Origin of the sequence: Chryseobacterium sp. JK1 (assembly GCF_050632815.1) — a bacterium.
In the GTDB taxonomy this organism is placed as follows: domain Bacteria; phylum Bacteroidota; class Bacteroidia; order Flavobacteriales; family Weeksellaceae; genus Chryseobacterium.
In genome coordinates, this window is sequence record NZ_JBODRU010000002.1 from 556,825 (window position 1) to 579,735 (window position 22,911).

Sequence of the window (22,911 nt, forward strand, 5' to 3'; positions counted from 1 at the left end):
TTTCGTTTAGTTTTTCAAATTTATAATTTTTTTCGAATATACGTTTTTGGAATTGAAAAAATATGATTAAAGTTTGTAAATTTCTAAGAGATCGGCAACATTTCTGTCATTTGCCAATCTTGGAGTCTTGTTTTGACCTCCCAATTTCCCCTGAGATTTTGCATATTCTTGGAAGGCATTCTTTTTCAATCCTGTAATATGGAGTTTTTGAAGAATGTTCCCAGAGATAAGATCATCATAATACGTATTTCTGGCTCTAAGCTGATCATCCAGTTCGTTCGTGAAAAGTTCCAGACTTTCCGGTTCTTTTTCAAACTCAATCAGCCACTCATGATAAGGAAGTCCTTCACCCGGATTTACCTGCGGAGCAAGATGGAACTCTGTAATCTGTGCCGGATATTTTTCAAGAGTGGCTTTCATAGCTTCTTCCACCTCAAAAGCAATTACATGCTCTCCAAAAGCAGAAGTGAAATGTTTCGTTCTTCCACTTACGAGAACCCTGTAAGGATTTTTATTGATGAATCTCACAACATCACCAATAGAATAAGCCCATAAACCTGAATTGGTGGTCAGGATAAGCGCATAGTCCTTGTTGAGTTCAATGTCTTTTAAAGTTAGCCTTTTCGCATCAGGTTTTCCATACTCTTCCAAGGCAATGAATTCGTAGAAAATACCATGATTGGTCAACAGTAGAAGCCCTTCTTTGGTGTAATCGTCCTGAAAGGCAAAAAAGCCTTCAGAAGCTGGAAACGTTTGTATAATATCTACGGTGCCTCCCAACAAATCTTCCATTTTGTCCCGGTAAGGTTCATAATTGACACCTCCTGTTACAATGAGCTGAAGATTGGGGAAAAGCTGTTTGATCTTTTTACCGTGTTTTTCCGTCAGTTTTTCAAAATACATGATAAGCCATGGTGGAATTCCGGAAATAAGGGTCATGTTTTCCTTTTCCGTTTCCTCAATGATTTTATCTACTTTAGCTTCCCAGTCTTCCATAATGTTGGTTTCCCAGCTTGGAAGGCGGTTTTTTTGAAGATAATTTGGTATATGATGGGCTACAATGCCAGATAATCTTCCTGTTTTTATCCCAAAAACTTCTTTCAGTTCGGGGCTTCCCTGGAGAAAGATCATTTTTCCGTTTACAAAATCAGCATTTCCTTTCTTGCTGATATAATGAAACAGGGCACTCTGGGCACCTGCAATTTGAAACGGCATTCCTTCCTTAGAAATAGGAATGTATTTAGAACCGGAGGTTGTTCCTGAAGTTTTTGCAAAATATTCGGGAGTTTCTGTCCAGAGAATATTGGCCTGTCCTTTTTTTACTCTTTCAATATAAGGTTTAAGATCTTCATAATCAGCAATAGGAACTCTCTCTTGAAATTCTTTTACAGAATGGATGTTTTCAAAATCATGCTCCCGCCCAAAAAGTGTTTTCTGGGCTGTTCCAACAAGGGACAATAACAGGTCTTCCTGGTTTTTCTCTGCATTTTTTTTGAATTCCTCTGCTTTTTGGACATGTTTCTTTGCCCAAATAAGTGCCGCATTTTTCTTGAAGAAGTTTAACATGGCTCAAATTTATAAATAAGTATAGAATCTGGAGCCATTTTTTACAAAGCTTCACATAAAAAAACCGATGAAACAAGTTCATCGGCTTATCGAAATTTGATTATGAAAATAACAACTATATGTTAATGTTGTGCTTATTTGTTTTCTTTATACCTTTTGTCCGGAGTACCATCTTTTTTCAGATGCTTATTGTCTTTGTATCTTTTATCCGGAGTGCCGTCTTTTTTCATTTTGGCAGCAGGTTGGGCTGGTTTTACTTCAGCTGGTTTCGCTGCTTTAGTAGCGGCTGGTTTTGCTGCTTTTACTTCTGTCGGCTTAGTTGCTTTTACTGTTTTTGCTGTTGGGTGTGCTGTAGAAGTGGTAGCGGGAGCAGTCTGCTGAGCAGTGGCAAGGCCTAATCCTAAGACTAATGACATTGCAGATAATAATTTTTTCATAGGGATTATATTGTTTGTTTTTGTTGAATAAAGATATGCAAAAAGCAGGCTAGAAAATAAGTGAATGTAAACTTTACGAAAGTTTATTACAGATTAAAAAAAAATTAAAGCTCCTGGAAAGCAATGAAAAAGCCTGTCTCAGAAAATCGAAACAGGCTTCTTTATGATACGAATTAGAATGTTTAGCGTGTACAGTTGGCGGTCCAGATTTTGCCGTCCTTTATATATAGAATTTTCAATTCGTTATTATCAATTCTTATATAAGAAGTACCGTTGGAGCCAACCATAACAAGGGTGTGATCTCCTTTCTGTTCAAATTCGACTCCGTTTAAATCGGGAATTCCATTTGAAAAACCGAAATTATATTTGGTGCCACTTGCAATCTTAGTCACGAATACACTTCCGTTATCGGTGCTTATGGTAGTGGATCCTCCATCTTTATAAGAGATACTTCCTTTGTAGGTTCCTGCAAAGAAATCGTTATTAGTGGGATCATCATCTCTGCTGCACGACGAAGCAAAAATGGCCGTAATAAACAGGAATATCAGAACTGCTGAGATTTTCATTGTCTTTTTCATAATATTATATTTTGATGTTTGGTGTTTTTGAATTGCCAAACATTATGCCGCCAGGAGATAATTGATTTTTTTTAACAGGTAATTAGATAAATTAGGAAAATATTAAGAAATATTATACTAAGTACTTCATTCTAAAGATTAACGTGCTTTGCTTTTTTAGTCTAAGAAAAAAATATCCGTACCTTTGTAAAGCATGAACGGTTTCGGAAAACTCCCGAAATCGATTTCGTCGTTTATACCATCACTATTTATGCAGTTAAAATCCATCAAGGAAAAGTTTCTTCCAGATCTGTTGCAGAAAGAATTTGGAAAAGAAATTTTCACACAGTTAGAAAACAATCAGCATATTGCTGTAAAAGGTAGTGCCGGATCGGCGGTTTCTATTTTTGTGGCTGAACTTTTTTTGGTTCAGAAGAAGAATATTCTTTATTTAGTAGATGATAAGGAAGATGCTTTATATGCCAATACCGAAATGGAAGATCTGCTTGGAAAAGAAAAGGTGCTCTATTTTCCCGCGACTCATATGGAGCCTTACCAGATTGAAAAAACGCAGAATGCTAATCTGGTATTGCGAACAGAAGTATTGAATAAGATCAACTCCGGACGTTCTCCCAAAGTTATTGTAGCCTATGCAGGCGCTTTATCCGAAAAAGTATTGAAGAAAGAAGATTTCAAAGCAATTTCTCACCATATAAAAGTGGGAGACCAGCTTGACTTTGACTTTGTGGATGAATTGCTTACTCATTATCATTTTCAGCAGGCAGATTTTGTTTCAGAGCCAGGAGAATTCTCTGTGAGAGGAGGAATTGTAGATGTATTTTCTTATTCCTATGAAAAACCTTACAGAATTACTTTCTTTGGTAATGAAGTGGAGAGTATTAAAACCTTCGACATAGAAACACAGCTTTCTGTAGAAAAGGTAAAAGAATTTCAGTTGGTTTCCAATATGAATTTTTCGGTGACGGGAACAAGGGTTTCACTATTACAGTTATTACCGAAAGAAAGCTACGTAGTTTCCAGGAATGGAATGGTAGGAATGCAGAAGATCAGAACATTTTATGAGAAGTCGTTGGAAAAATATGATACTTTAAGTAAAGATATTGCTCATAAAAGACCTCAGGAACTTTTTATCTCCGATCAGGAATTTCTGTTTGATTATAAGAAATTCAAAACGGTTGACTTTGGCGGAGTGGTAATCGAAGGATTGAAAGAAATTACCGAAATAAAAATTGAACAGCTTCCGCAGCCTTCCTTCCATAAAAATTTTGAGCTGCTGATTGAAGATATTGAAGAAAAACAAAAAGACGGATTTGAAACCTGGATTTCTTTTTCAACAGAGAAACAAAAAGAAAGGCTGGAATCCATCTTTGAAGAACTGGAACATGAGCTTCCTTTTAAAAGTTTTAAATCTGAACTTCATGAAGGATTTGTAGACAATGGCCACAAATTGCTGATGTACACTGATCACCAGATTTTCGATCGTTATCAAAGATATAAAGCAAAAAATACATTCGCAAAATCCGAGCAGCTTACCCTGAAAGATCTGATGTCCTTGAAAATAGGGGATTACATTGCCCACATAGACCATGGGATCGGAAAATTTATGGGACTTGTGAAGGTAAACAATGACGGTAAAATTCAGGAATGTTTTAAGCTTACCTATAAAAATGGAGATCTATTGTATGTGAGCATCCATTCACTTCATAAGATCTCGAAATATAACGGGCCGGATGGCAGAGAGATTGTTTTGAGTAAGCTGGGATCTCCAACCTGGAAATCATTAAAACAGAAAACAAAGGCCAAGGTAAAACAAATAGCTTTCGACCTTATTAAATTGTATGCGCAGAGAAAAACGGCAAAAGGGTTTGCTTTTACACCGGATTCTTATTTGCAGAACGAGCTTGAAGCAAGCTTTATTTATGAAGATACTCCAGACCAGGAAAAGGCGACTTTTGATGTGAAAAAAGATATGGAAGCCGATACGGTGATGGATAGGTTAGTTTGCGGAGATGTAGGTTTTGGTAAGACGGAAGTAGCTATTCGTGCTGCTTTTAAAGCGGCAACAGACGGGAAGCAGGTTGCGGTATTGGTACCGACAACTATTCTGGCGTTTCAGCATTACAGAAGTTTTAAAGAAAGACTTAAAGATTTCCCTGTGAACGTTTCCTATGTTAATCGCTTCAGAACAGCCAAACAGAAATCCGAAACTTTAGAAGACCTGAAGAACGGAAAAGTAGATATTATAATAGGAACCCATCAGTTGGTAAGCAGTTCTGTTAAGTTTAAAGATCTTGGTTTGTTGATTATTGATGAAGAACACAAATTTGGAGTTTCTGTAAAAGATAAATTGAAGACTCTAAAAAATAATGTTGATACGCTCACATTAACGGCTACCCCTATTCCAAGAACATTACAGTTCTCCTTGATGGCGGCTAGAGATTTATCTGTCATTAAAACTCCGCCACCCAACAGACAGCCGGTAGATACTCAACTTATAGGATTTAACGAAGAAATACTTCGTGATGCTGTCTCTTACGAACTTCAAAGAGACGGGCAGGTATACTTTATTAATAATAGAATAGAAAATCTTAAAGATATTGCAGGGCTTATTCAGAGACTTGTTCCGGATGCAAGAGTAATTACGGGGCACGGTCAGATGGAAGGGAAGCAGCTGGAGAAAAATGTTCTGGACTTTATGGATGGTAAGTATGACGTTCTGGTTTCCACTACCATTGTAGAAAGTGGTGTGGATGTTCCTAATGCGAATACAATTTTTATTAACGATGCTCAAAGATTCGGAATGGCAGATCTTCACCAGATGCGTGGAAGGGTAGGGCGAAGCAATAGAAAGGCTTTTTGTTACCTGATTACGCCGCCTTACGACATGATGACTTCCGATGCAAGAAAACGTCTGGAAGCGATTGAACAGTTTTCCGATCTGGGAAGCGGATTCCAGATTGCAATGAAAGATTTGGAGATTCGTGGAGCAGGTGATTTGTTGGGAGCAGAGCAAAGCGGATTTATTAATGAGATGGGATTTGAAACCTATCAGAAATTGATGCAGGAAGCGCTTGAAGAATTAAAAGATGACGTTGAGTTTGAAAATCTGTTCGAAAATGAAGAAGACAGACAGAAGCTTTTTAAATCTGTGAAAGATGTAAATATTGATACAGACTTAGAACTGATGTTGCCAGATTCATATATTTCCAATACAGAAGAAAGACTATTGCTGTACCAAAAAATTGCAGAAATAAATAATGAAGCAAACCTTCATCAGTTTGAGCTTGAACTGATCGACCGTTTTGGAGCTTTACCAAAAGAAGCCGTGAATCTTTTAAAGAGTGTTTCCCTGAAATGGCTTGCGGCAGATATTGGTTTCGAAAAGATTGTAATGAAGAATGGTGTATTTTTAGGGTATTTCCCAGGCAATCCTCAGGACAAATTCTATCAGACAGACAGATTCAGACATATCATTAATTATCTTACCAGAAATCCTGCAGAAGCTCAACTTAAAGAAAAGTCCGGAAAAGAAGGTAACCAGCTCATGATGAGAAAAGAAAGGGTGAAAAATGTGGATGAGGTGAACGTACTTCTAAAAGCCATTATTGAACATTAGTACTCCATATTTTAGGTAGCAATAAAATTATCACAGAATTATTAAAAAATCGTATAAAAATGCAGATTTTTATACGATTTTTTATGATTATTATCATGTTTTTTGGTTGTAATATTCATTTTTATGGGAATTAATGCCTTTTAAAAGGGGTCAAATTCACTTTTTATTGAGTAAAATTAATCCGTAATATACGACACAGTAAGGGTTTGGGACGTTGTGTGATTTTTTTTAGACTAAAAAAGTAGAGTTATGTCGAAATAATTCTACTTTTGTGTGTGATTAATTCTATCCTCTAATGCGTTTATTTCTATAGTATTATGAATGTATAACTGGAATTTTGTGGACTTCAATTTGTACCTTTGCAGTCCTCATTATGAAAAAAACTATATATTGCAGCGTTATTGGACTTTTGTCTTTCAATCTTAACGCTCAGGTGGGAATCGGGACTCCCAAACCAAAGTCTAGTCTCGACGTAAATGGTAAAACTACCTTACGAAAAGAGCTTAGAGTGGGCGGAACTTCAACTCAAGTTGGAAGCGCCGGATTGAACGGTCAGGTTTTGGTTTCTCAAGGAGAAGGACTGCCACCTGTCTGGAAAACTTTGAATGTTTCCTTTATAGAAGAGGGACAGTATAAATTAATTAATTCATATTTGTCTTCAGATCAAGTTGGTATCACCAATCTTCCTGATGCCACGTCAACAGACATTGTTTACAAAAACAGTGTTGGAGACAATATCACAGATGTTTCAAAAGGTAAATGGGTAAAGATTACTAATCTTGAAACCAATTTCACTATCAAAAACGGAAAAAACAGACTTACTTATCAGTTTCAGACGGGAGTTGAAATAAAAGCTCCTACAACAGCCACACCGGAAAGTGTAAGATTTACGTGTGGGGTTTTCAGAAACGGTTTGCTGGTAGCAGTACGTCCTGATAGAATTGCTTCTAATAATAACTCTGGGAAACTAGGTCTTTTGGATTATATTTTCACCCTTAATTATACAGAGCAGAATGTTCCGGTAGGCCCTCAAAAAGTGGAGATTGCCTGCAGAAAAATTGATGCTTCCAATACCAACGCACAATTCGCAATAGGACGTAATGTAGATGGTTCTAATGGTGCTTCCAGTGCATTTACTCTGGAATCTGACATGAAGGTAGACGTTATTGAATTTGTGACTTATAAAAATTAATCAAACGATGAAAAAAATACTATCAACTTTGTTTCTTGCAACAGGACTCTTATTGTCGGCTCAAGTAGGAATCAAAACTGAAGCTCCACAAGCAAAGCTGGATGTGAATGGAGATGTTAATTTCAGAAATAAAATCGCTATTTTCGATGCTACTGATAATTCTGTTTCGCAAGGAAATAATGATCAATTACTGGTTTCCAGAGGAGAGGGACTTCCTCCGGTTTGGAGATCTCTCCGTATTCCGGAATATGAAGCTAATAAATTTTACCTGATCTATAACAACTCTTTTTCTGATAAAGTAGGAACAACATTTGCCAATAGTGATGATTCTTCAGTAGCCTATGGTTCCAGAGGAGCTACATTTACTAAAGGAAAAGATTATAGTACGCTTACAAAATTTAAAAAAATTGACGGGCTTTCGCAAACGATTAGTGTTTTCAGTACTGAAAGTAAGGCATATTTCCTTTTTGAAACCGTAGTACATGCCAGTTTTGCTGCAGTGGGTAGCGGTACTAACCCTCAGGATAGTTCAATAGATTATGCATGTGGTATTTTTGTGGATAATAAACTCGTGAATTTGAGACAAAGAAACATTAAAGCCAACAATGCTTCTTATCCTTTCATCACCCATACTCAGATTGGAATTGTAGAAAACCTTTCTAAAGGAGATCACAGTGTAAGCGTTGCCTGTACAAGATTGGGCTCATATGATGCTTCAAATATTTCTCTTGCGATAGGAACCAATGCTTCCGGAGCAACCAATATCAACAATTTTATTGCACAATCATCTCTTAAAGTAGATGTATACGAAGTTCCACAAACGTTTAACTCAGTAATAAACTAAGCAGATTATGAAAAAAATAGGAATTGTAACGACTATTCTCTTAGCGATTACTGTAAACGCACAGGTGGGTATTAATACTCCAACTCCAACCAATACATTGGATGTAAACGGAGACTTAAATGTTCGAAAAGAATTAAGAACCGGAGGGACCGATCTTTTGACAGGGTCAGCAGGATCAGCAGGATCTATTTTACATAATAATACAGATCTGGGAGCGAACGATTGGAAAACTATTAAAATTGCTGATGGACAAGGGAGTATGTCATTGTTCTCAGTCAATACAATGTCAGACAAAACAGGGATTAGTTTTACCGGTAATAACGGATCAACAAGTGCTTATACAGATGGAGAATCTATATCTACTCAAGTTTCCAACGAGCCTAAATGGGTTGCACTTCCGGAAATTGATTATTCGTTTATTGTAACCAGTGCGAATAATAAAGCCACTTTTTCTTTTCAAACCACGGTTCAGAAAACCGGAACAAGTTCTGCCAGCTTTGCGTGTGGGATATTTATAGATAATCAGTTGCGAGCTGTAAGAACCGATGTTTTGCTTGGAGATAGCGGAACATATAAGATTTTTAACCTGAATGCAACGCTTTCCAACCTGAATGTCAACACGAATACCAAGTATAGCGTTAAAGTAGCTTGTTCAAAAAGGGCTATCACAGGAACTACATTGGGAATAGGAAGAGCAGTGAATACAACTTTTCTTAACAGCGATATGTCACAGTCTGTTTTGAGTGTATCTGTACTGCAACCATATTAATTTTCATCATAATACAATAAATAGAAATCTAAAAACGTTATGTTTTTAGATTTTTTTGTTTATTAACTCTATTCCTTGTGAATTTGTTTGAATAAAGTAGAGTGTATTATCGAAAATTGAATTATATTTGGACAATCTAAAAAACTCTCTATGGTAAAAAACTATTTTCTTAAAATGTTTGCCGGTATTGCTTTTCTAGGATTGCTGGCAGCATGTAATACTACATCTGATCCTACAGAATCTATCCCTGATCCTGATCCGGGTATCCCGCCACAAAGAATTCTTACGAAGGTCAATATCAATAATGTTTCCAGTGAAGAGTATGTTACCACTGCAGGTACAGGAACTTTGCAACAAGGTATCTTCAGAGATGAGAGTGCTACTGGCGTTACAGCATATTACACAGGAAATGTAACGTATACACAAAAAAATATCACTAAAATAAAATTCGTAAGTTCTGCAACAGCCAGTCTTGCTTATGAGTTTAATATCGTTCCTGATGGAACAGGAAAGAAAATTTACAATGCCAGCTGTACAGCAACGGGAGCTACTGCTGCAGTATCTCACATAAGCGACTATGCTTTCACTTACGATGCTACTACAGATAAGCTTACTAAAATTCTTGAAAAAAGAAAAGCAGGTGGTATCAGTGCTTATAATCAGTTTATAGAGTATGTGTTTACCTACACGGGGAATGAAATTTTTCAGGTTACCTGCTCTAAAGGAATACTGGATAACAACGGAGCTCCGGATATGACTACGGCAAAAGTTACAAAATATAATTTCCAGAATTATGACGGAAGAAAGAGCCCGTTCTCTACACTTCCTTCCCTGTATTTCCTTACGCAAGGTTTGATGAATCCTGCCAATTTCTATAAAATGTCACCAAGTAACCCTACATCAATATATATACAGACGCCTACTTCTGCAACGAATACGTCACAAAGCTATTCTTACGATAATCAGGGCTACCCGACTCTAGAGAAAAACCAGAATGTAACTTATTTCTATAAAAATTTATAAGAAAGCAGTTTACCATTAATAATAATAACCAGAATATCAATAATCATATAATTTTTTAAGCAAAAAAAAATTATATTTGTCAAAAAAATAATCAATTACCAGGAAATGAAGCGAATTTTCTATTTTATTATATTAATAGCAGGTTTATCCACAATACATTCTTGTAAAAGTTTATTGGATGAGGATGGAAATCCTCTACTAGACCTGAATACTACAGAAGGATTAAGCGGCCCAAGAGCTTTATATAGAGAAGTTACAAATAAAGATACCCTGGCAGAATATCACTACAGTGGTCTTCTTGTGACTAAAGTACTTCAAGACAGTGCTTCTGTTACAGATATCATGTACAGTGGCGATAAGATCAGCCAGATTAATTTTAATGGTTTCCTTGATCTTGATGGTAACGGAAAACTGGATAAAGACAGTGTTTCTTATACTCAATTGTTTACTTACGCAAACAACAACAAGCTGCAGACTATTTCTGAAAACCGTTCTATTTTCAGGAGACCTCCAATTGTTCCGCCGGCAACAACGCCAAATCCTCAAACGTTATTGAGAAAAGAGAAATCTTCTTACAGAATAGTTTACAGCACTTCCACAGGAAAATTGGATTCTATCGTTATGAGAAACGGACCAGATACTGCCGGAACCAATTTTGTATTTACAGACTACTCAAAAACAGGATATAGCTACCTGGGAGACAATGTATCTAAAGTAATCAGATACTACGGGAAAATGAATGGTACCAGCGGTACTTCATATGGACCGGTTACAGGTAAATACAGCTATGAATATTATGCATATGATGACCAGGTGAGTCCATTCACATTATTGCCACATGTATATAAAATTTCAAGATTATTATCTACAGTGATCAATGATAAAGAAAGTCTTATTTTATCTCCAAACAATCCTAAGAGATGGTCGGTGACAGATCTTACGCCGCCTATTCCAAGCCCGATTGTGAAGAGTACAAATTACTCTTATGATCCTCAGACTTACATGACAAAAGGGTATGGCGTTAATTATATCTATAAGCCACAATAGACCTTTTTTGAACAATATTTAAACTCAACCTTCATAAGGTTGAGTTTTTTATTTTATATCTCTTAATTTTGCAAAAAATTTCTGATGAAATATTTAATCGTTGGGCTTGGTAACAAAGGCTCAGAATATGAAAATACACGACATAATATAGGCTTTAAAGTCGCCGAAAAAATAGCTGAAACACTTGAAGTATCATTCAATACCTCCAACTTTGGCTGGCTGGCAGAAGGAAAATACAAAGGCAGAAAAGTCTTCGTTCTTAAGCCGGATACCTATATGAATCTTTCCGGCAACGCGGTGAAATATTGGATGCAGAAAGAAAATATACCTTTGGAAAATGTACTGATTGTAACGGATGATCTTGCGCTTCCTTTCGGAACTTTGAGAATGAAAGGGAAAGGTTCTGATGCCGGACATAACGGGCTGAAAAATATTAATGAAGTATTGCAGACTCAAAACTATGCAAGACTGCGTTTTGGTATTTCTGCAGACTTTACAGCGGGGCGTCAGGTAGACTATGTACTGGGAACCTGGAATGAAGAAGAAACAGAGAAGCTTACAGAAAGAATTGAAACATTCTCAAAAGCGAGTCTTTCTTTCGTATTTGCTGGATTGAATAATACAATGTCTGCATTTAACGGGAAATAGAAAATAAAAAGAAGGCCGTCAAATGTTGATGGCCTTCTTCAAAAAATTATAATTGATAGTAAGTGTTAAATGTATGTGGTCTTGTACTTGTTGTTTATAACCAGCTTACAGCTCCTGTTTCAACATCATAATTGGCTCCAACGATCTTAATTTTACCTTCGCTTTCAAGGTTTCTAAGTGTTGAACTTTGCTTACGGATATCCTCAATCGCATTTTTTACATTTTGCTGATTAAGTCTTTCCAGAAGAGAACTGTTTTTAGATGAACGTTCTTCGTTGTCTTCAATCACCTGGTTGATGATTGGGTCGAAATGATTGATCAGGTGGTTTAAGTTATCCATTCCCATTCCTTCAATTTGCGCTGCGTCCAGACCTCCTTTCAAAGCTCCGCACTTGGTGTGTCCTAAAACTACAATCAGTTTAGAACCTGCCACGTTACAGCCAAATTCCATAGATCCAAGAATATCCTGATTAACAAAATTACCGGCAATTCTGATACTGAAAACATCCCCCAATCCCTGATCAAAAATAAGCTCTGCAGAAGTACGGCTGTCTATACAGCTTAAAACAACTGCAAACGGCCATTGTCCTTCACGGGTAGCGTTTACCTGCTCCAAAAGGTCTCTGTTGGCTTTAAGGTTGTTAACAAATCTTTGGTTTCCTTCTTTTAAAAAGGTTAAGGCTTTCTCAGGAGTGATCGTCGATTGAGTTTCGTATGTATGTGCTTTCATATAATTTGTTTAATTGTTTTCGAATTTAAAGTTAAAAAAAATAATTGATGATAAATGAGATTACATCGCTCTTTTGTGCGTAACCAGAATATGAGAATCCTGACTTCTTTCATAATCTCTGTATGACGTTTTAAAGCCTAAAAGTTCCACATTGATGTCCTGTTCTTTGGCCCGTATGTTGGCAAAATCCTGAATCATTTCCAATACATCTGTTGCGATGTATGAAGTGTTGGTAGCATCAATAATTACTACGGAGCTAGGCTTGATATTTTTAAGTGTTTTTTTGATGGCAGCTTTATTTAAAAATGAAACTTCCTCGGCTAATTTTATTTTAATTCCATCTGCATCATCCAGCTTTTCTCTGCTCAAATAATAGGCTCTTTTCATATTTCCCTGAAGGATATAGAATACAGAGATGGCAAGGCCAATTCCCACACCTTTTAATAAATCTGTTGCTACAATTGCTGCTACCGTTGCCGCAAACGGGATAAACTGGAATTTTCCTAAATGCCAGAAGTGCTTAAACGTAGCAGGCTTGGCCAGTTTATATCCTACAAGAATCAACACTGCTGCCAAAGTAGCAAGGGGAATCATATTCAGAATAACAGGAATGGAAAGTACACAGATCAGTAAAAAGACTCCGTGAATAATAGAAGAAATTTTGGATGTCGCTCCTGCATTGGCATTGGCAGAACTTCTTACCACAACAGACGTCATAGGAAGCCCTCCGATAAATGAACTGATAAGATTTCCTATTCCTTGTGCCTTAAGCTCCAGGTTGGTATCAGTAATTCTTCTCTGCCTGTCCAGTCTGTCCGAAGCTTCAATACACAATAATGTTTCAATAGATGCAACAATAGCAATGGTAGCGCCTACAATCCATACTTTTGGATTCGTAAAACCGTTAAAATCCGGTGTCGTTACAAGATTTTTGAAATCATCCAAAGACTTTGGAACTGGTAAAGAAACCAAATGCTGGGTTTGAATAGCCAAAGAACTTCCTGTCATAATAAATATCTGATTTAAAATGATACTTACAATAACAGCCACTAAAGCTCCTGGAAGCATTTTCATCCTTTTCAGTACATGAATTCTGTCCCAAGCAAGAAGAATGGCTACCGAAATCAACGTAATAATAATAGCTCCCATATGAATGGCTCCAAATAGTTCTGTGAAGTATCCGAAGTTTAAGCCGTTATCAAAAATAGACTCGTGACCTTCATAATCCTTATCGAATCCTAAAGCGTGAGGAATTTGTTTTAAAATAATGATGATTCCTATTGCGGCAAGCATTCCTTCAATAACGTTGTTGGGAAAGTAATTGGAAATACTTCCTGCTCTTACAAATCCTAAAACAAGTTGAATAAGTCCTGCAATAATCCCTGCACAAAGGAATAATTCAAATGCTCCAAGATCCGTAATGGCGGTAAGGATAATGGCTGTTAAACCTGCCGCAGGTCCTGAAACTGAAATATTTGAGTTACTGATAAATCCTACAACAAGTCCGCCTACAATCCCGGAAATAATTCCGGATAATGGGGGTGCACCTGATGCTAAAGCAATTCCTAAACATAGTGGAAGTGCCACTAAGAATACAACGAGTCCCGAAGGGAAATTCTCCTTGATTCCTCCTATTAATGATGTCTTTTTCATGATGTGAAGCTGTGAGGTATAATTGGCTTATTTCTCTTTAAATAAGTCAATTATGAGAGTTTGAAAAATTTTTAATTTTTAAAGTACGTGTGTATCCTATATCAAAAAATGATATGGAATAGGCATCAAAAAATCTAATTATTAAAAATTAAGCTTCGGGGGGTGGAGAAAATATAGAAAGTAGGGGTGAAAGATGAAAAGAATCATCAATCAGTACAAAAGACATTCTCTGAACGTCAGGTTCAGAAAACTTCAGATAATCGAAAACGTCTAGAGGTTTCGGAAGTGTCTTTTCGTAAACAATAAGTGAGGACGAGTGAGAATGTGGTTCTTCTTCATTCACTATTATATTCGTTCTCAGAATATCCCAGCCAGCCACCGCAGCAATGCTTGGCAGCGCCGTAAAATTCAGAAAAAATGTTAATATAATAATACTCCAGAATTTCATTTTACATTCTTTTTTAGACAAACTATTTTGTCTTTGTGCTCATAACCCAATCAGAGCTGGTAAGGTTGTAGATCTTTTGGATGTCTTTTAAGATTTTCTCAAAATCGATCTCCAGATCAATAATCTTTCCTGTTCTAAGGTCAAATACCCAGCCATGTACAATAGGATATTCTTCTAGAATATATCTTTCCTGTACACAGGCCATTTTGATAACGTTGATACACTGCTCCTGAACATTAAGTTCCACAAGTCTGTCATAACGCTTGTTTTCGTCCTGAATAGAATCAAGCTCAGCCTGATGCAATCTGTAAACATCACGAATGTTTCTCAACCAAGGATTCAGTAATCCTAAATCCTGAGGGGTCATCGCTGCTTTTACACCGCCGCAGTTGTAATGTCCGCAAACAATAATGTGTTTTACTTTCAGATGTTCTACAGCATATTGTATCACTGCTGTGGAGCTCATATCTAAAGTATTAACGACATTGGCAATGTTTCTGTGAACAAATACTTCTCCCGGTTTTGCACCCATTAATTCTTCAGCTGTAGCTCTGCTGTCTGAGCATCCGATGTACAGATAATCAGGATTCTGAGTTTCGGCTAATTTCTGGAAAAAATCGGGATCTTCTGCTACTTTTGATTCTACCCATTTTCTGTTATTCTCGAAAATAACTTCGTACGATTGTGACATAATTTTAAATTTTTAAAAGTTTATAATTATTTATTTCGTTTAAATTATTTTCAAAATCAATAGACTAAATCAATAATGATGCAAAAATATACTTTTTGCCCAATATTTAATCAGTTTTAACAAAGTTTAATATTAAAATATGCTTAAAATCATATGTATATAACGGTATACTTTGCTTTACACTGGTAGGAATACTTTGGATAATCCCAACGTTTAAAAGCTAATATAAAATTACTAACTATAAACCAAAAATCATCATTTGTGAATTAAAATATTTGTAAATTCAAAATTCTTTCAGATAATGGTAAAATAAGTGACTGATTACCGAATGAAAATAAATAACTTAAGTTTCATATTATAACTTTATTATTTGAATGGCAGATTTAGATCTTAAAGCTTTATCACCTTTGTTTTATTGGGCTGGAATTTTTATCGCCTTCTTTTCATCTTTTCTGATATTGGGAAAGGTGAAAAAAAGAACTGCCGATTTTGTTTTGGCCGTCTGGTTTTTGATTATAGGCGCTCACCTCACCTTTTTTGTATTATTCCTTTCTGAAGGCTATATGAAATTTTCTTACCTCATAGGTTTTGAAATTCCTTTTCCTTTTATGCATGGGCCAATGTTGTATTTGTATATTTTGTGTATCACTGGCCGAAGTCCCGGTAAAAAGATCTGGCTGCTCAACTGTGTTCCTGTTTTCATCATCTATATAATGCTGCTTCAATTTTTACTCATGTCACCTCATGAGAGGGTGATGGTCTATCAAAACAAAGGTAAGGGATATGAAATGTTGAGCCAGATGATCAAATTTCTTATGATTTTTTCCGGAATTTTCTATGTGGGGCTAAGTCTTCTGGCTATTAAAAATTATAAAAAGAAAATTTCCGATCAGTATTCCAATACGGAAAAGATTAATATCAATTGGTCTTACTATCTGATTATCGGAATTGCTTTGATCTGGATTGCCGTTATCATAAGAAATGATGTTCTTATTTTCTCTCTGGTTGTTCTGTTTATTGTCGTGGCTGCTTATTTTGGGATAAGCCGTGTAGGTATTCTGGACTTGCCGGTGACTGCTGAGGTTCCCGATTCAAAAAGAACTGATCGTGATGAGGAAACTATAAAATATCAGAAAAACTCGCCAGGTGATGATGTGATACACAGTATTTATGAAAAGCTTATCTCTAAAATGGAAGATGAAAAACTGTATAAAGACCCGGATCTGAATCTGAATTACGTGGCAAAACTTTTAGAAGTTCATCCCAATATATTATCACAGGTTATTAATTCCATAGAGAATAAGAATTTTTATGACTATATCAATCGGCAGCGCATTGAAGAATTCAAAAGAATTGTGATTCTTCAGGAAAACCAGAAATTTACCATTCTTTCCTTAGCTTTTGAAAGTGGGTTCAATTCCAAGACATCATTTAACCGGAATTTTAAAAAATACGTGAATTGCTCTCCAAGTGAGTTTATGAAAAATCAAAGTGTTCATATCGAGTGAGATAAATGCTTTTTTAGAGGTTTAATAAAATAGGTTTCAACTTTCATTTTGGAACAATTGGAGCTTCAGTATTGCCCATTTTTGCACAAAATTTTAGGTATGACTATGAAAAAAATATTCTTTGTGCTTATGAGCGTATTGGCATTACTCATTGGAATTTATCCTATTATGTATGCTTTTGTTGAACTTAAATATACATTCCTGAGTTCAAAATCACCCGTATTATTATATGATATAACCTGGAAAACAGCATTTTTTGCGCATATCATTTTCGGGGGAATTTCTCTTTTTATAGGATGGCGGCAATTTGGGAATTCATTTCGGGAAAAGCATATGAAATTGCATCAACTCATTGGCAAAATTTACGTAGGATCTGTAACGATAAGTTCTGTTTCAGCAATTTATATGGGATTTTATGCTAATGGGGGAATGATTTCTGCCGCAGGATTTATTTGTTTAGGAATAATCTGGCTCTTCACAACGTTTTTGGGAGTTATACAGATACAAAAGGGACAAATACTCAAACACCAACAGCTTATGACCTACAGTTATGCCTGCACTTTTGCAGCCGTCACCTTGAGATTATGGTATCCTTTGTTGCAAAGTCTAACAAAAGATCCTTCTGGTTCTTATACTGCTGTGGCCTGGTTATGTTGGGTTCCTAATCTGCTGGCAGCTTATTGTATTAACCAAAGAAAAGCTGCCACAACATAAAGAATTTTACCTCAGAGAATTATTCGGGGAGCTTATCGTATTCTATGCTTCTCATATTTAAATTGAGATATTTGTTTTCTTCATTTTTATAGTGTTGAGGAGTTTCCAGTCCCATATACTTCATGATGAGTGGATAGATATAGGTAGTCTGGGTAAGTTTAGATTCATGCCCTGTAATTCGGTATTCGGAAGGAACTTTATTACCAAACCATACAAAAAAAGGAACCTGTGTAGACTCTTTTGAATCTACATGAAGCAATTTGTCTTCCTGTATTTTAAGACCATGATCGGAAGCGTAGATCACCACAGAATTGGTGTTTTTCAGGGTGTTGAAAATATCTTTCATCACATGATCGGTATATTTTATAGAACTGTCATAGCAGTCAAGACCTTCGGAATTCCAATTTTCAGGCAGTCGGTTACATGGGTTAGGATGGCTTCCCATGATGTGTAAAACAATAAATTTATTTTCTTTGGTCTGAATAGCTTTTCTGAGTTCAGGGGTTATTACTTCATCATAACCATTGACCCATTTTTTGTTTCTAGACATGGAAGCAATGGCAGTAATTCCTTTTGCACTTGCCTGAGTGCTTATCCAGAAAGAGTTGTATCCTATTTGGTTAGCGAGATTGATGATGTTATAAGATAGCTTATCATAACGGTACCTAAACTCATCAGGATGTATGGTGGAAAGAATTAAAGGAACACTTAGATTCGTGATTCCTGCGGGAGAAACTGCATGATCATAAACCATCATATTTCCTGCTTCCTGATCTGTATAAGGTGTTGTTTTCTTACTGTAACCATACAGTGACATATTCTGCTTTCTTTCAGATTCTCCGATGATCAAGATCACGTTTTCTATCCCTGGCTGTACTTTTTTGATGTTGAAGACCGGAACATTTTTTTTGATCATGTTGATATCTTCCTGAATTTTCAATGCTGTATTGAAATCCGAGTAATGATAATAAACACTTTTAATCATCTTACCACCTCCTTTATTGCTTACATATCGATGTTTAAGGAAAAAAGCAAACGGAAGAATCAGCCATATCAGAGCAATGGCTCCAAATTTAAAAGTAAAGGTGACGACATTTTTTTTCAGATAAATGACTGTGTACAGCAACATTGCTGAAAAAATGAAAAATAAAACACCCGGAAGAATAAACATATAAGACATACTCATGGCCTCATGGATGTTGGATTCTAGTATACTGATAGCCATTCCTACATTAAAACCTGAATGATAAATAAAGAAACAGGACATTGATATAAGAACATTAATACTTAAGAGAAAGCATAATACAACGGCAATAGGAGCTGTATATTTATTTTTAAACAGTAGAGCATTAAAAACAAGAAATGAACAGAACATGATTCCATATTCAAAAATATTCCTGATACTGTCCAGTTTATCTGCCCCGAAAAAATTATCATAGATATAGGGAAAGGAAAGCAAAAAAGCGATGAGATAAATGATAATAGTGAGTATGGGAATTATTTTTTTGAGCATGGTTAAGATTGTCAAAGGCTGTTAAGATAAATTATTAGGGTGATCCACTCGAAAAGAAATCCAATATAAGTGTCTTAGGAAAATCAAACTGGCAGCGAACCAGAAAGGTATGATTTAACATTCACACTTTGTGGCCACAAGTTGTGTGCCGACTTAAGAAAACTTTTGAAGGATATTGGCTTCATTACGAATCATAGATTTTCTCCGAATTTTTAATACTTCAGAAAATGATTCGAAAGGCTTGAAATACAGGTTAATATACTGAATTGGGAATAAGAATATTTTTCATCAAAATTATTTTTTAATTAATAATAGTTTTTGGGGTGTGTTTTTTACTATTAGTGATTTCTTTTCAGAACAAGCAACATGTTTAGGTTGATGAAAACGATACCGGGAAGTGAAATTCCTGATAAATCGAATTGCATATTCGTGATTTCATAATTAAGACATGTTTTCTTTGACAAATGTACAATAAATTGCAGGTAAAAACAAGACGATTTTAGTGTATCTGTTGAATTGATTATACTTTACGGTTAATATAATCCTCTGTAGCGTTACTTGTAGGGATAATTTTAGCAGGATTGCCTATGACAACGGAATGTGAGGGAACATCAAAGTTGACATAGGAGTTGGGAACAATTAAAACATTATTCCCTATCGTTATCGCTCCTACAATAACAGCATTGGTGCCAATCCAGACTTCATCACCTATAATAGGGGAGCCTTCATTCTTACCCCTGTTTTGCTGTCCAATAGTAACACCTTGTGCTATATTACAGTTCTTCCCAATGATGGTTTTGGGATTAATCACCAAGCTGCCCCAGTGTCCCAGGTAAAAACCTTCGCCAATTTGTGTTTCCGGATAAATTTGGAAACCATATTTAATCTGATAATGTCTTAAAATAATTCTCCAGAATGTACTCAAAACGGAAGTTTTCTGATATTTTTGAGTCATTCTTAGAATGTATACAAAGTGTAAATTCGGATTGATGCATTTTTTCCAGATTTGAAACGTTGAAAGCCACTTTCCACTTTCCCGGTAAAAATCTTTTTGAATGATAGAGTAATCAGCCATGGCAAGTATGTTTTAAACTTCGTCAATTATTTTCTGAAGATGTTCTACCGATTTTTCCAGTACAAAAGGAAGCTCTGTTTCTGAAATATGTTTCTTATACTCTTCAGTACAGCTTTTATCCGTAAGAAACTTCTTCATACCTTCATAAATTCCTTCTTCGGAGTTAGGGGTAATATTCCCAAGTTTTCCATCCTGAAGAAGATCTCTGATTCCGGAAATATCCGTTGCCGAAATTGGTTTGTTAAGAATAAGAGCCTCAGCAATGATGGTAGGAAACCCTTCATGCCTTGATGACATAATATAGAAATCAGCCTTTTTCATATAAGGATAAGGATTACTGCTAAAACCAAGCATTTTTGCAGTACCTTGAAGCCCCAGAGAATGAAGCTGATCCAGCGTTTTATTAAAATCATACCCATCTCCAATGATAATCAGGTTGTGCTGCAATCCTTCATCAATCAGTTTTTTGTGCACATCCAGAAGCCTGTCATATCCTTTTTGAGGATATACTGTTCCTACCGTTACAAAAGTGGGAAGATCGTTGTTGAAAGGATAATCATCCACCTCAATGTCTGCTTTCCTAAGGGTATCGTTTTTGTCAATGGGATTAAAGATTTTTATTACGGATTGCTTTTCCGCTTCATTCTTCGCCAGTTTATGCATCTCTTCCTGAAGCTTATTGGAAATCACCAAAATCCTATCAAACTTGAAAAACTGTCGGATAACTTCCGGAGTATATTCTTTTAAATTGAAAATATCATTCTGCACCCAGATAATCTTTTTCGAATCTTTTTGAGGGCTGGTGAGTATCTCTTTGTGCATGGCGTGAATGGCTGCAATCTCTACATCGTATTTTTTGTTTTTTAAAATAAATTTATAGAGAAGGGAAGGAAACCAAAGAAACATTTTCTGATAAAGAACTCTGTATGCCTTTACGGGAATATCCTGAGGCCTGTTAGTGGTTATCATTTCTCCTTTTGTTAAATAATAGAGATTTACCCAGGACGGAACTTCTTTAATGTAGAGCCCCGAATAAAGATTCACCAGCAGATCTACTTCATATTTATCCGGAGGAAGGTTTTTTAGAAAATTGACTAATACCTTTTCAGCACCACCATGACGTAAAGAGCCTATACGGATGAGGAGTTTTTTCTTTTTCAATTTGTTTTTTTTATAAGTTATTGGGGAACAATATTCTGCCTCGCAGAAGTTGCTTTATCATTTACAAGATTAAATTTATTTAATTTTTCTTGCTTTTTTATACTTGTGTGGAAGATTTTCTTTGATATAGTCATCCAGCCTTTTTCTGTCTTTTTCCAATTCTCGTGGATATTCCGGATTGTTTTTTAAGACAATATCACCATAATCTTCAATGGTACAAAGAAATTGGGCGGGGTTTCCAATAAAGACCGTGTTGTCAGGCATAGACTGTGATAACACGGAATTTGCTCCCAACACACAGTTGTTTCCAATCTTTACATCCTGCATAATTACACAGTTGAGCCCGATCGTGCAATTATTCCCGATTTTTATTCTTCCAAGAATTCTTGCATCTTCATAGCCGGGAAGTCTTCTCAGTAAAGTGGTGGTTCCTCCGTGATTAACGAATCTTACGCCTCCTGCAATATTTACATGATCCCCAATCTCAATAAGGTAGGGCTCTGTCCCAAAATAAATTTTATCAGGCATATTGAAGCCTTTGCCTACTTTCATGCCTCTATATTTTGCCGCTTCAAGGCTGGCCCTATTCAAAAAAGAATGATAGAGGGAGTCTATTTTTAATAGGATTCTAAATATAAAAATCATCATGAATGTAAATTTGTTTTTCTTTACTTTTGCAAAGAAAGAGAATTTATTAATATGATGAAAATTTCAAAAATAGAATATTATCTGCCACAAGCGGTATTAACGAACGAGGATCTTGAAAAACAGTTTCCGGAGTGGAGCTCAGAAAGGATCAAAGAGAAAGTAGGTATAGCTCAGCGTCATATCTCTTCTGAGAACGAAACTGTGCTGGATATGGCGGTACATTCCTCAGAAAAAATTTTCGAAAACTATGACAGAGATAAAGTGGATTTTATTCTCTTCTGTACGCAAAGCCCAGAGTATTTTCTGCCAACAACGGCTTGTATTTTGCAGGACCGATTAGGCCTTAGAAAAAATATAGGAGCGATAGATTTTAATCTTGGGTGTTCCGGTTTTGTATACGGATTAGCATTTGCTAAAGGTTTGATTTCTGCCGGAATTGCAAAAAGTATTCTTTTGGTTACTTCAGAAACCTATACAAAGCATATTCACCCTGATGATAAAGGGAACAGAAGTATTTTTGGAGACGCCTCTGCTTCTGCCATTGTGGAAAAAGTGGAAGGAAGTAATGATTACCAGTTCTGTCTTGGAACAGACGGCAGTGGTGCTGAGAACCTTATCGTTAAAAAAGGAGCTTTCAAAAAAGATTTTGAACTGAATCCGGAGCATGATTTCAGCCCGGAAAATATTTATATGAACGGTCCTGAGATTTTTAATTTCACTATTGAAAACATTCCGGGGCTGGTAAAAGAAACCCTTGAAGTGAACCAGATGACGATGGATGATATCGATCATTTTGTCTTTCACCAGGCCAATTCTTTTATGCTGAATTATTTAAGAAAAAAAACCAAGATACCGGCAGAAAAGTTCTATATTGATATGGAAAATACCGGAAACACCGTTTCTGCAACTATTCCTATTGCCCTTAAAAATATGATGGACAAAGGAATGCTGAAAGCAGGAGATAAAGTTTTAATGGCAGGCTTTGGAGTAGGATATTCATGGGGAGCTACCATAATGGAAATTTAAAATAAGAAACATTTAAAATAATAA

At 36.0% G+C, this 22,911-nt stretch carries 21 protein-coding genes; 10 read left to right on the plus strand and 11 right to left on the minus strand.

Going from position 1 to position 22,911, the window contains the following annotated elements:
• Nucleotides 1-66: 66 nt before the first annotated feature.
• From ACQ76T_RS15540 to ACQ76T_RS15550, 3 genes are all read right to left on the minus strand, one after another.
• A complete protein-coding gene (locus tag ACQ76T_RS15540) occupies nt 67-1,566 on the minus strand; it encodes a GH3 auxin-responsive promoter family protein (RefSeq protein WP_431344205.1) in 1,500 nt (499 codons plus the stop codon).
• 134 nt (nt 1,567-1,700) lie between these two features.
• The gene (locus ACQ76T_RS15545; protein ID WP_431344206.1) at nt 1,701-2,003 is read right to left on the minus strand and encodes a hypothetical protein; all 303 of its coding nucleotides are present in this window, start codon (nt 2,001-2,003) and stop codon (nt 1,701-1,703) included.
• Nucleotides 2,004-2,185: 182 nt separating this feature from the next.
• Nucleotides 2,186-2,581 carry a hypothetical protein gene (locus ACQ76T_RS15550; RefSeq protein ID WP_431344207.1) on the minus strand — a complete coding sequence of 132 codons (396 nt, stop codon included), beginning with the start codon at nt 2,579-2,581 and terminating at the stop codon, nt 2,186-2,188.
• A 250-nt stretch (nt 2,582-2,831) separates the two neighbouring features.
• Between ACQ76T_RS15550 and mfd the strand changes: the two genes are divergently transcribed.
• The 7 genes from mfd to pth all read left to right on the plus strand — a co-directional run bounded on the left by mfd (nt 2,832) and on the right by pth (nt 11,720).
• Nucleotides 2,832-6,197 carry a transcription-repair coupling factor gene (gene mfd / locus ACQ76T_RS15555; RefSeq protein WP_431344208.1) on the plus strand — a complete coding sequence of 1,122 codons (3,366 nt, stop codon included), beginning with the start codon at nt 2,832-2,834 and terminating at the stop codon, nt 6,195-6,197.
• Nucleotides 6,198-6,570: 373 nt separating this feature from the next.
• Nucleotides 6,571-7,389, plus strand: coding sequence for a hypothetical protein (locus tag ACQ76T_RS15560; RefSeq protein WP_431344209.1), 819 nt, complete (start codon nt 6,571-6,573; stop codon nt 7,387-7,389).
• A gap of 7 nt (nt 7,390-7,396) precedes the next feature.
• Nucleotides 7,397-8,233: a hypothetical protein gene (locus ACQ76T_RS15565; protein ID WP_431344210.1), complete on the plus strand. Its 837-nt coding sequence runs from the start codon at nt 7,397-7,399 to the stop codon at nt 8,231-8,233.
• Between the two features lie 7 nt (nt 8,234-8,240).
• Nucleotides 8,241-9,002: a hypothetical protein gene (locus tag ACQ76T_RS15570; RefSeq protein WP_431344211.1), complete on the plus strand. Its 762-nt coding sequence runs from the start codon at nt 8,241-8,243 to the stop codon at nt 9,000-9,002.
• Nucleotides 9,003-9,152: 150 nt separating this feature from the next.
• On the plus strand, nt 9,153-10,025 hold the full coding sequence (locus ACQ76T_RS15575; RefSeq protein WP_431344212.1) for a hypothetical protein: 873 nt from the start codon (nt 9,153-9,155) through the stop codon (nt 10,023-10,025).
• 105 nt (nt 10,026-10,130) lie between these two features.
• Nucleotides 10,131-11,072, plus strand: coding sequence for a hypothetical protein (locus ACQ76T_RS15580; RefSeq protein ID WP_431344213.1), 942 nt, complete (start codon nt 10,131-10,133; stop codon nt 11,070-11,072).
• 84 nt (nt 11,073-11,156) lie between these two features.
• Entirely contained in the window at nt 11,157-11,720 is a 564-nt protein-coding gene (pth, locus tag ACQ76T_RS15585; RefSeq protein ID WP_431344214.1) for an aminoacyl-tRNA hydrolase, read from the plus strand.
• Between the two features lie 94 nt (nt 11,721-11,814).
• Here pth and ACQ76T_RS15590 read toward each other — a convergent pair whose 3' ends face one another.
• The 4 genes from ACQ76T_RS15590 to ACQ76T_RS15605 form a co-directional block, all read right to left on the minus strand.
• The gene (locus tag ACQ76T_RS15590) at nt 11,815-12,450 is read right to left on the minus strand and encodes a carbonic anhydrase family protein (protein WP_431344215.1); all 636 of its coding nucleotides are present in this window, start codon (nt 12,448-12,450) and stop codon (nt 11,815-11,817) included.
• A 60-nt stretch (nt 12,451-12,510) separates the two neighbouring features.
• Nucleotides 12,511-14,103 carry a SulP family inorganic anion transporter gene (locus tag ACQ76T_RS15595; protein WP_431344216.1) on the minus strand — a complete coding sequence of 531 codons (1,593 nt, stop codon included), beginning with the start codon at nt 14,101-14,103 and terminating at the stop codon, nt 12,511-12,513.
• Nucleotides 14,104-14,251: 148 nt separating this feature from the next.
• A complete protein-coding gene (locus ACQ76T_RS15600) occupies nt 14,252-14,551 on the minus strand; it encodes a hypothetical protein (RefSeq protein ID WP_431344217.1) in 300 nt (99 codons plus the stop codon).
• Nucleotides 14,552-14,573: 22 nt separating this feature from the next.
• Nucleotides 14,574-15,242, minus strand: coding sequence for a carbonic anhydrase (locus ACQ76T_RS15605; RefSeq protein WP_431344218.1), 669 nt, complete (start codon nt 15,240-15,242; stop codon nt 14,574-14,576).
• A 374-nt stretch (nt 15,243-15,616) separates the two neighbouring features.
• On the opposite strand from ACQ76T_RS15605, the gene ACQ76T_RS15610 reads away from it, so the two are divergent.
• Nucleotides 15,617-16,750 (plus strand): helix-turn-helix domain-containing protein, encoded by a 1,134-nt coding sequence (locus ACQ76T_RS15610; protein ID WP_431344219.1) that lies wholly within the window; start codon nt 15,617-15,619, stop codon nt 16,748-16,750.
• Between the two features lie 105 nt (nt 16,751-16,855).
• Entirely contained in the window at nt 16,856-17,464 is a 609-nt protein-coding gene (locus ACQ76T_RS15615) for a DUF2306 domain-containing protein (protein WP_431344220.1), read from the plus strand.
• Nucleotides 17,465-17,483: 19 nt separating this feature from the next.
• Here the strand turns inward: ACQ76T_RS15615 and ACQ76T_RS15620 are convergent, their stop codons facing one another.
• The 4 genes from ACQ76T_RS15620 to ACQ76T_RS15635 all read right to left on the minus strand — a co-directional run bounded on the left by ACQ76T_RS15620 (nt 17,484) and on the right by ACQ76T_RS15635 (nt 21,765).
• A complete protein-coding gene (locus ACQ76T_RS15620) occupies nt 17,484-18,977 on the minus strand; it encodes a sulfatase-like hydrolase/transferase (RefSeq protein WP_431344221.1) in 1,494 nt (497 codons plus the stop codon).
• A 520-nt stretch (nt 18,978-19,497) separates the two neighbouring features.
• Nucleotides 19,498-20,052: a serine O-acetyltransferase gene (locus ACQ76T_RS15625; protein WP_431344222.1), complete on the minus strand. Its 555-nt coding sequence runs from the start codon at nt 20,050-20,052 to the stop codon at nt 19,498-19,500.
• Nucleotides 20,053-20,064: 12 nt separating this feature from the next.
• Nucleotides 20,065-21,213 (minus strand): glycosyltransferase, encoded by a 1,149-nt coding sequence (locus ACQ76T_RS15630; RefSeq protein WP_431344223.1) that lies wholly within the window; start codon nt 21,211-21,213, stop codon nt 20,065-20,067.
• 75 nt (nt 21,214-21,288) lie between these two features.
• Entirely contained in the window at nt 21,289-21,765 is a 477-nt protein-coding gene (locus ACQ76T_RS15635; protein ID WP_431344224.1) for an acyltransferase, read from the minus strand.
• 147 nt (nt 21,766-21,912) lie between these two features.
• Between ACQ76T_RS15635 and ACQ76T_RS15640 the strand changes: the two genes are divergently transcribed.
• On the plus strand, nt 21,913-22,887 hold the full coding sequence (locus tag ACQ76T_RS15640) for a 3-oxoacyl-ACP synthase III family protein (RefSeq protein WP_431344225.1): 975 nt from the start codon (nt 21,913-21,915) through the stop codon (nt 22,885-22,887).
• The last annotated feature ends 24 nt before the right edge of the window (nt 22,888-22,911 follow it).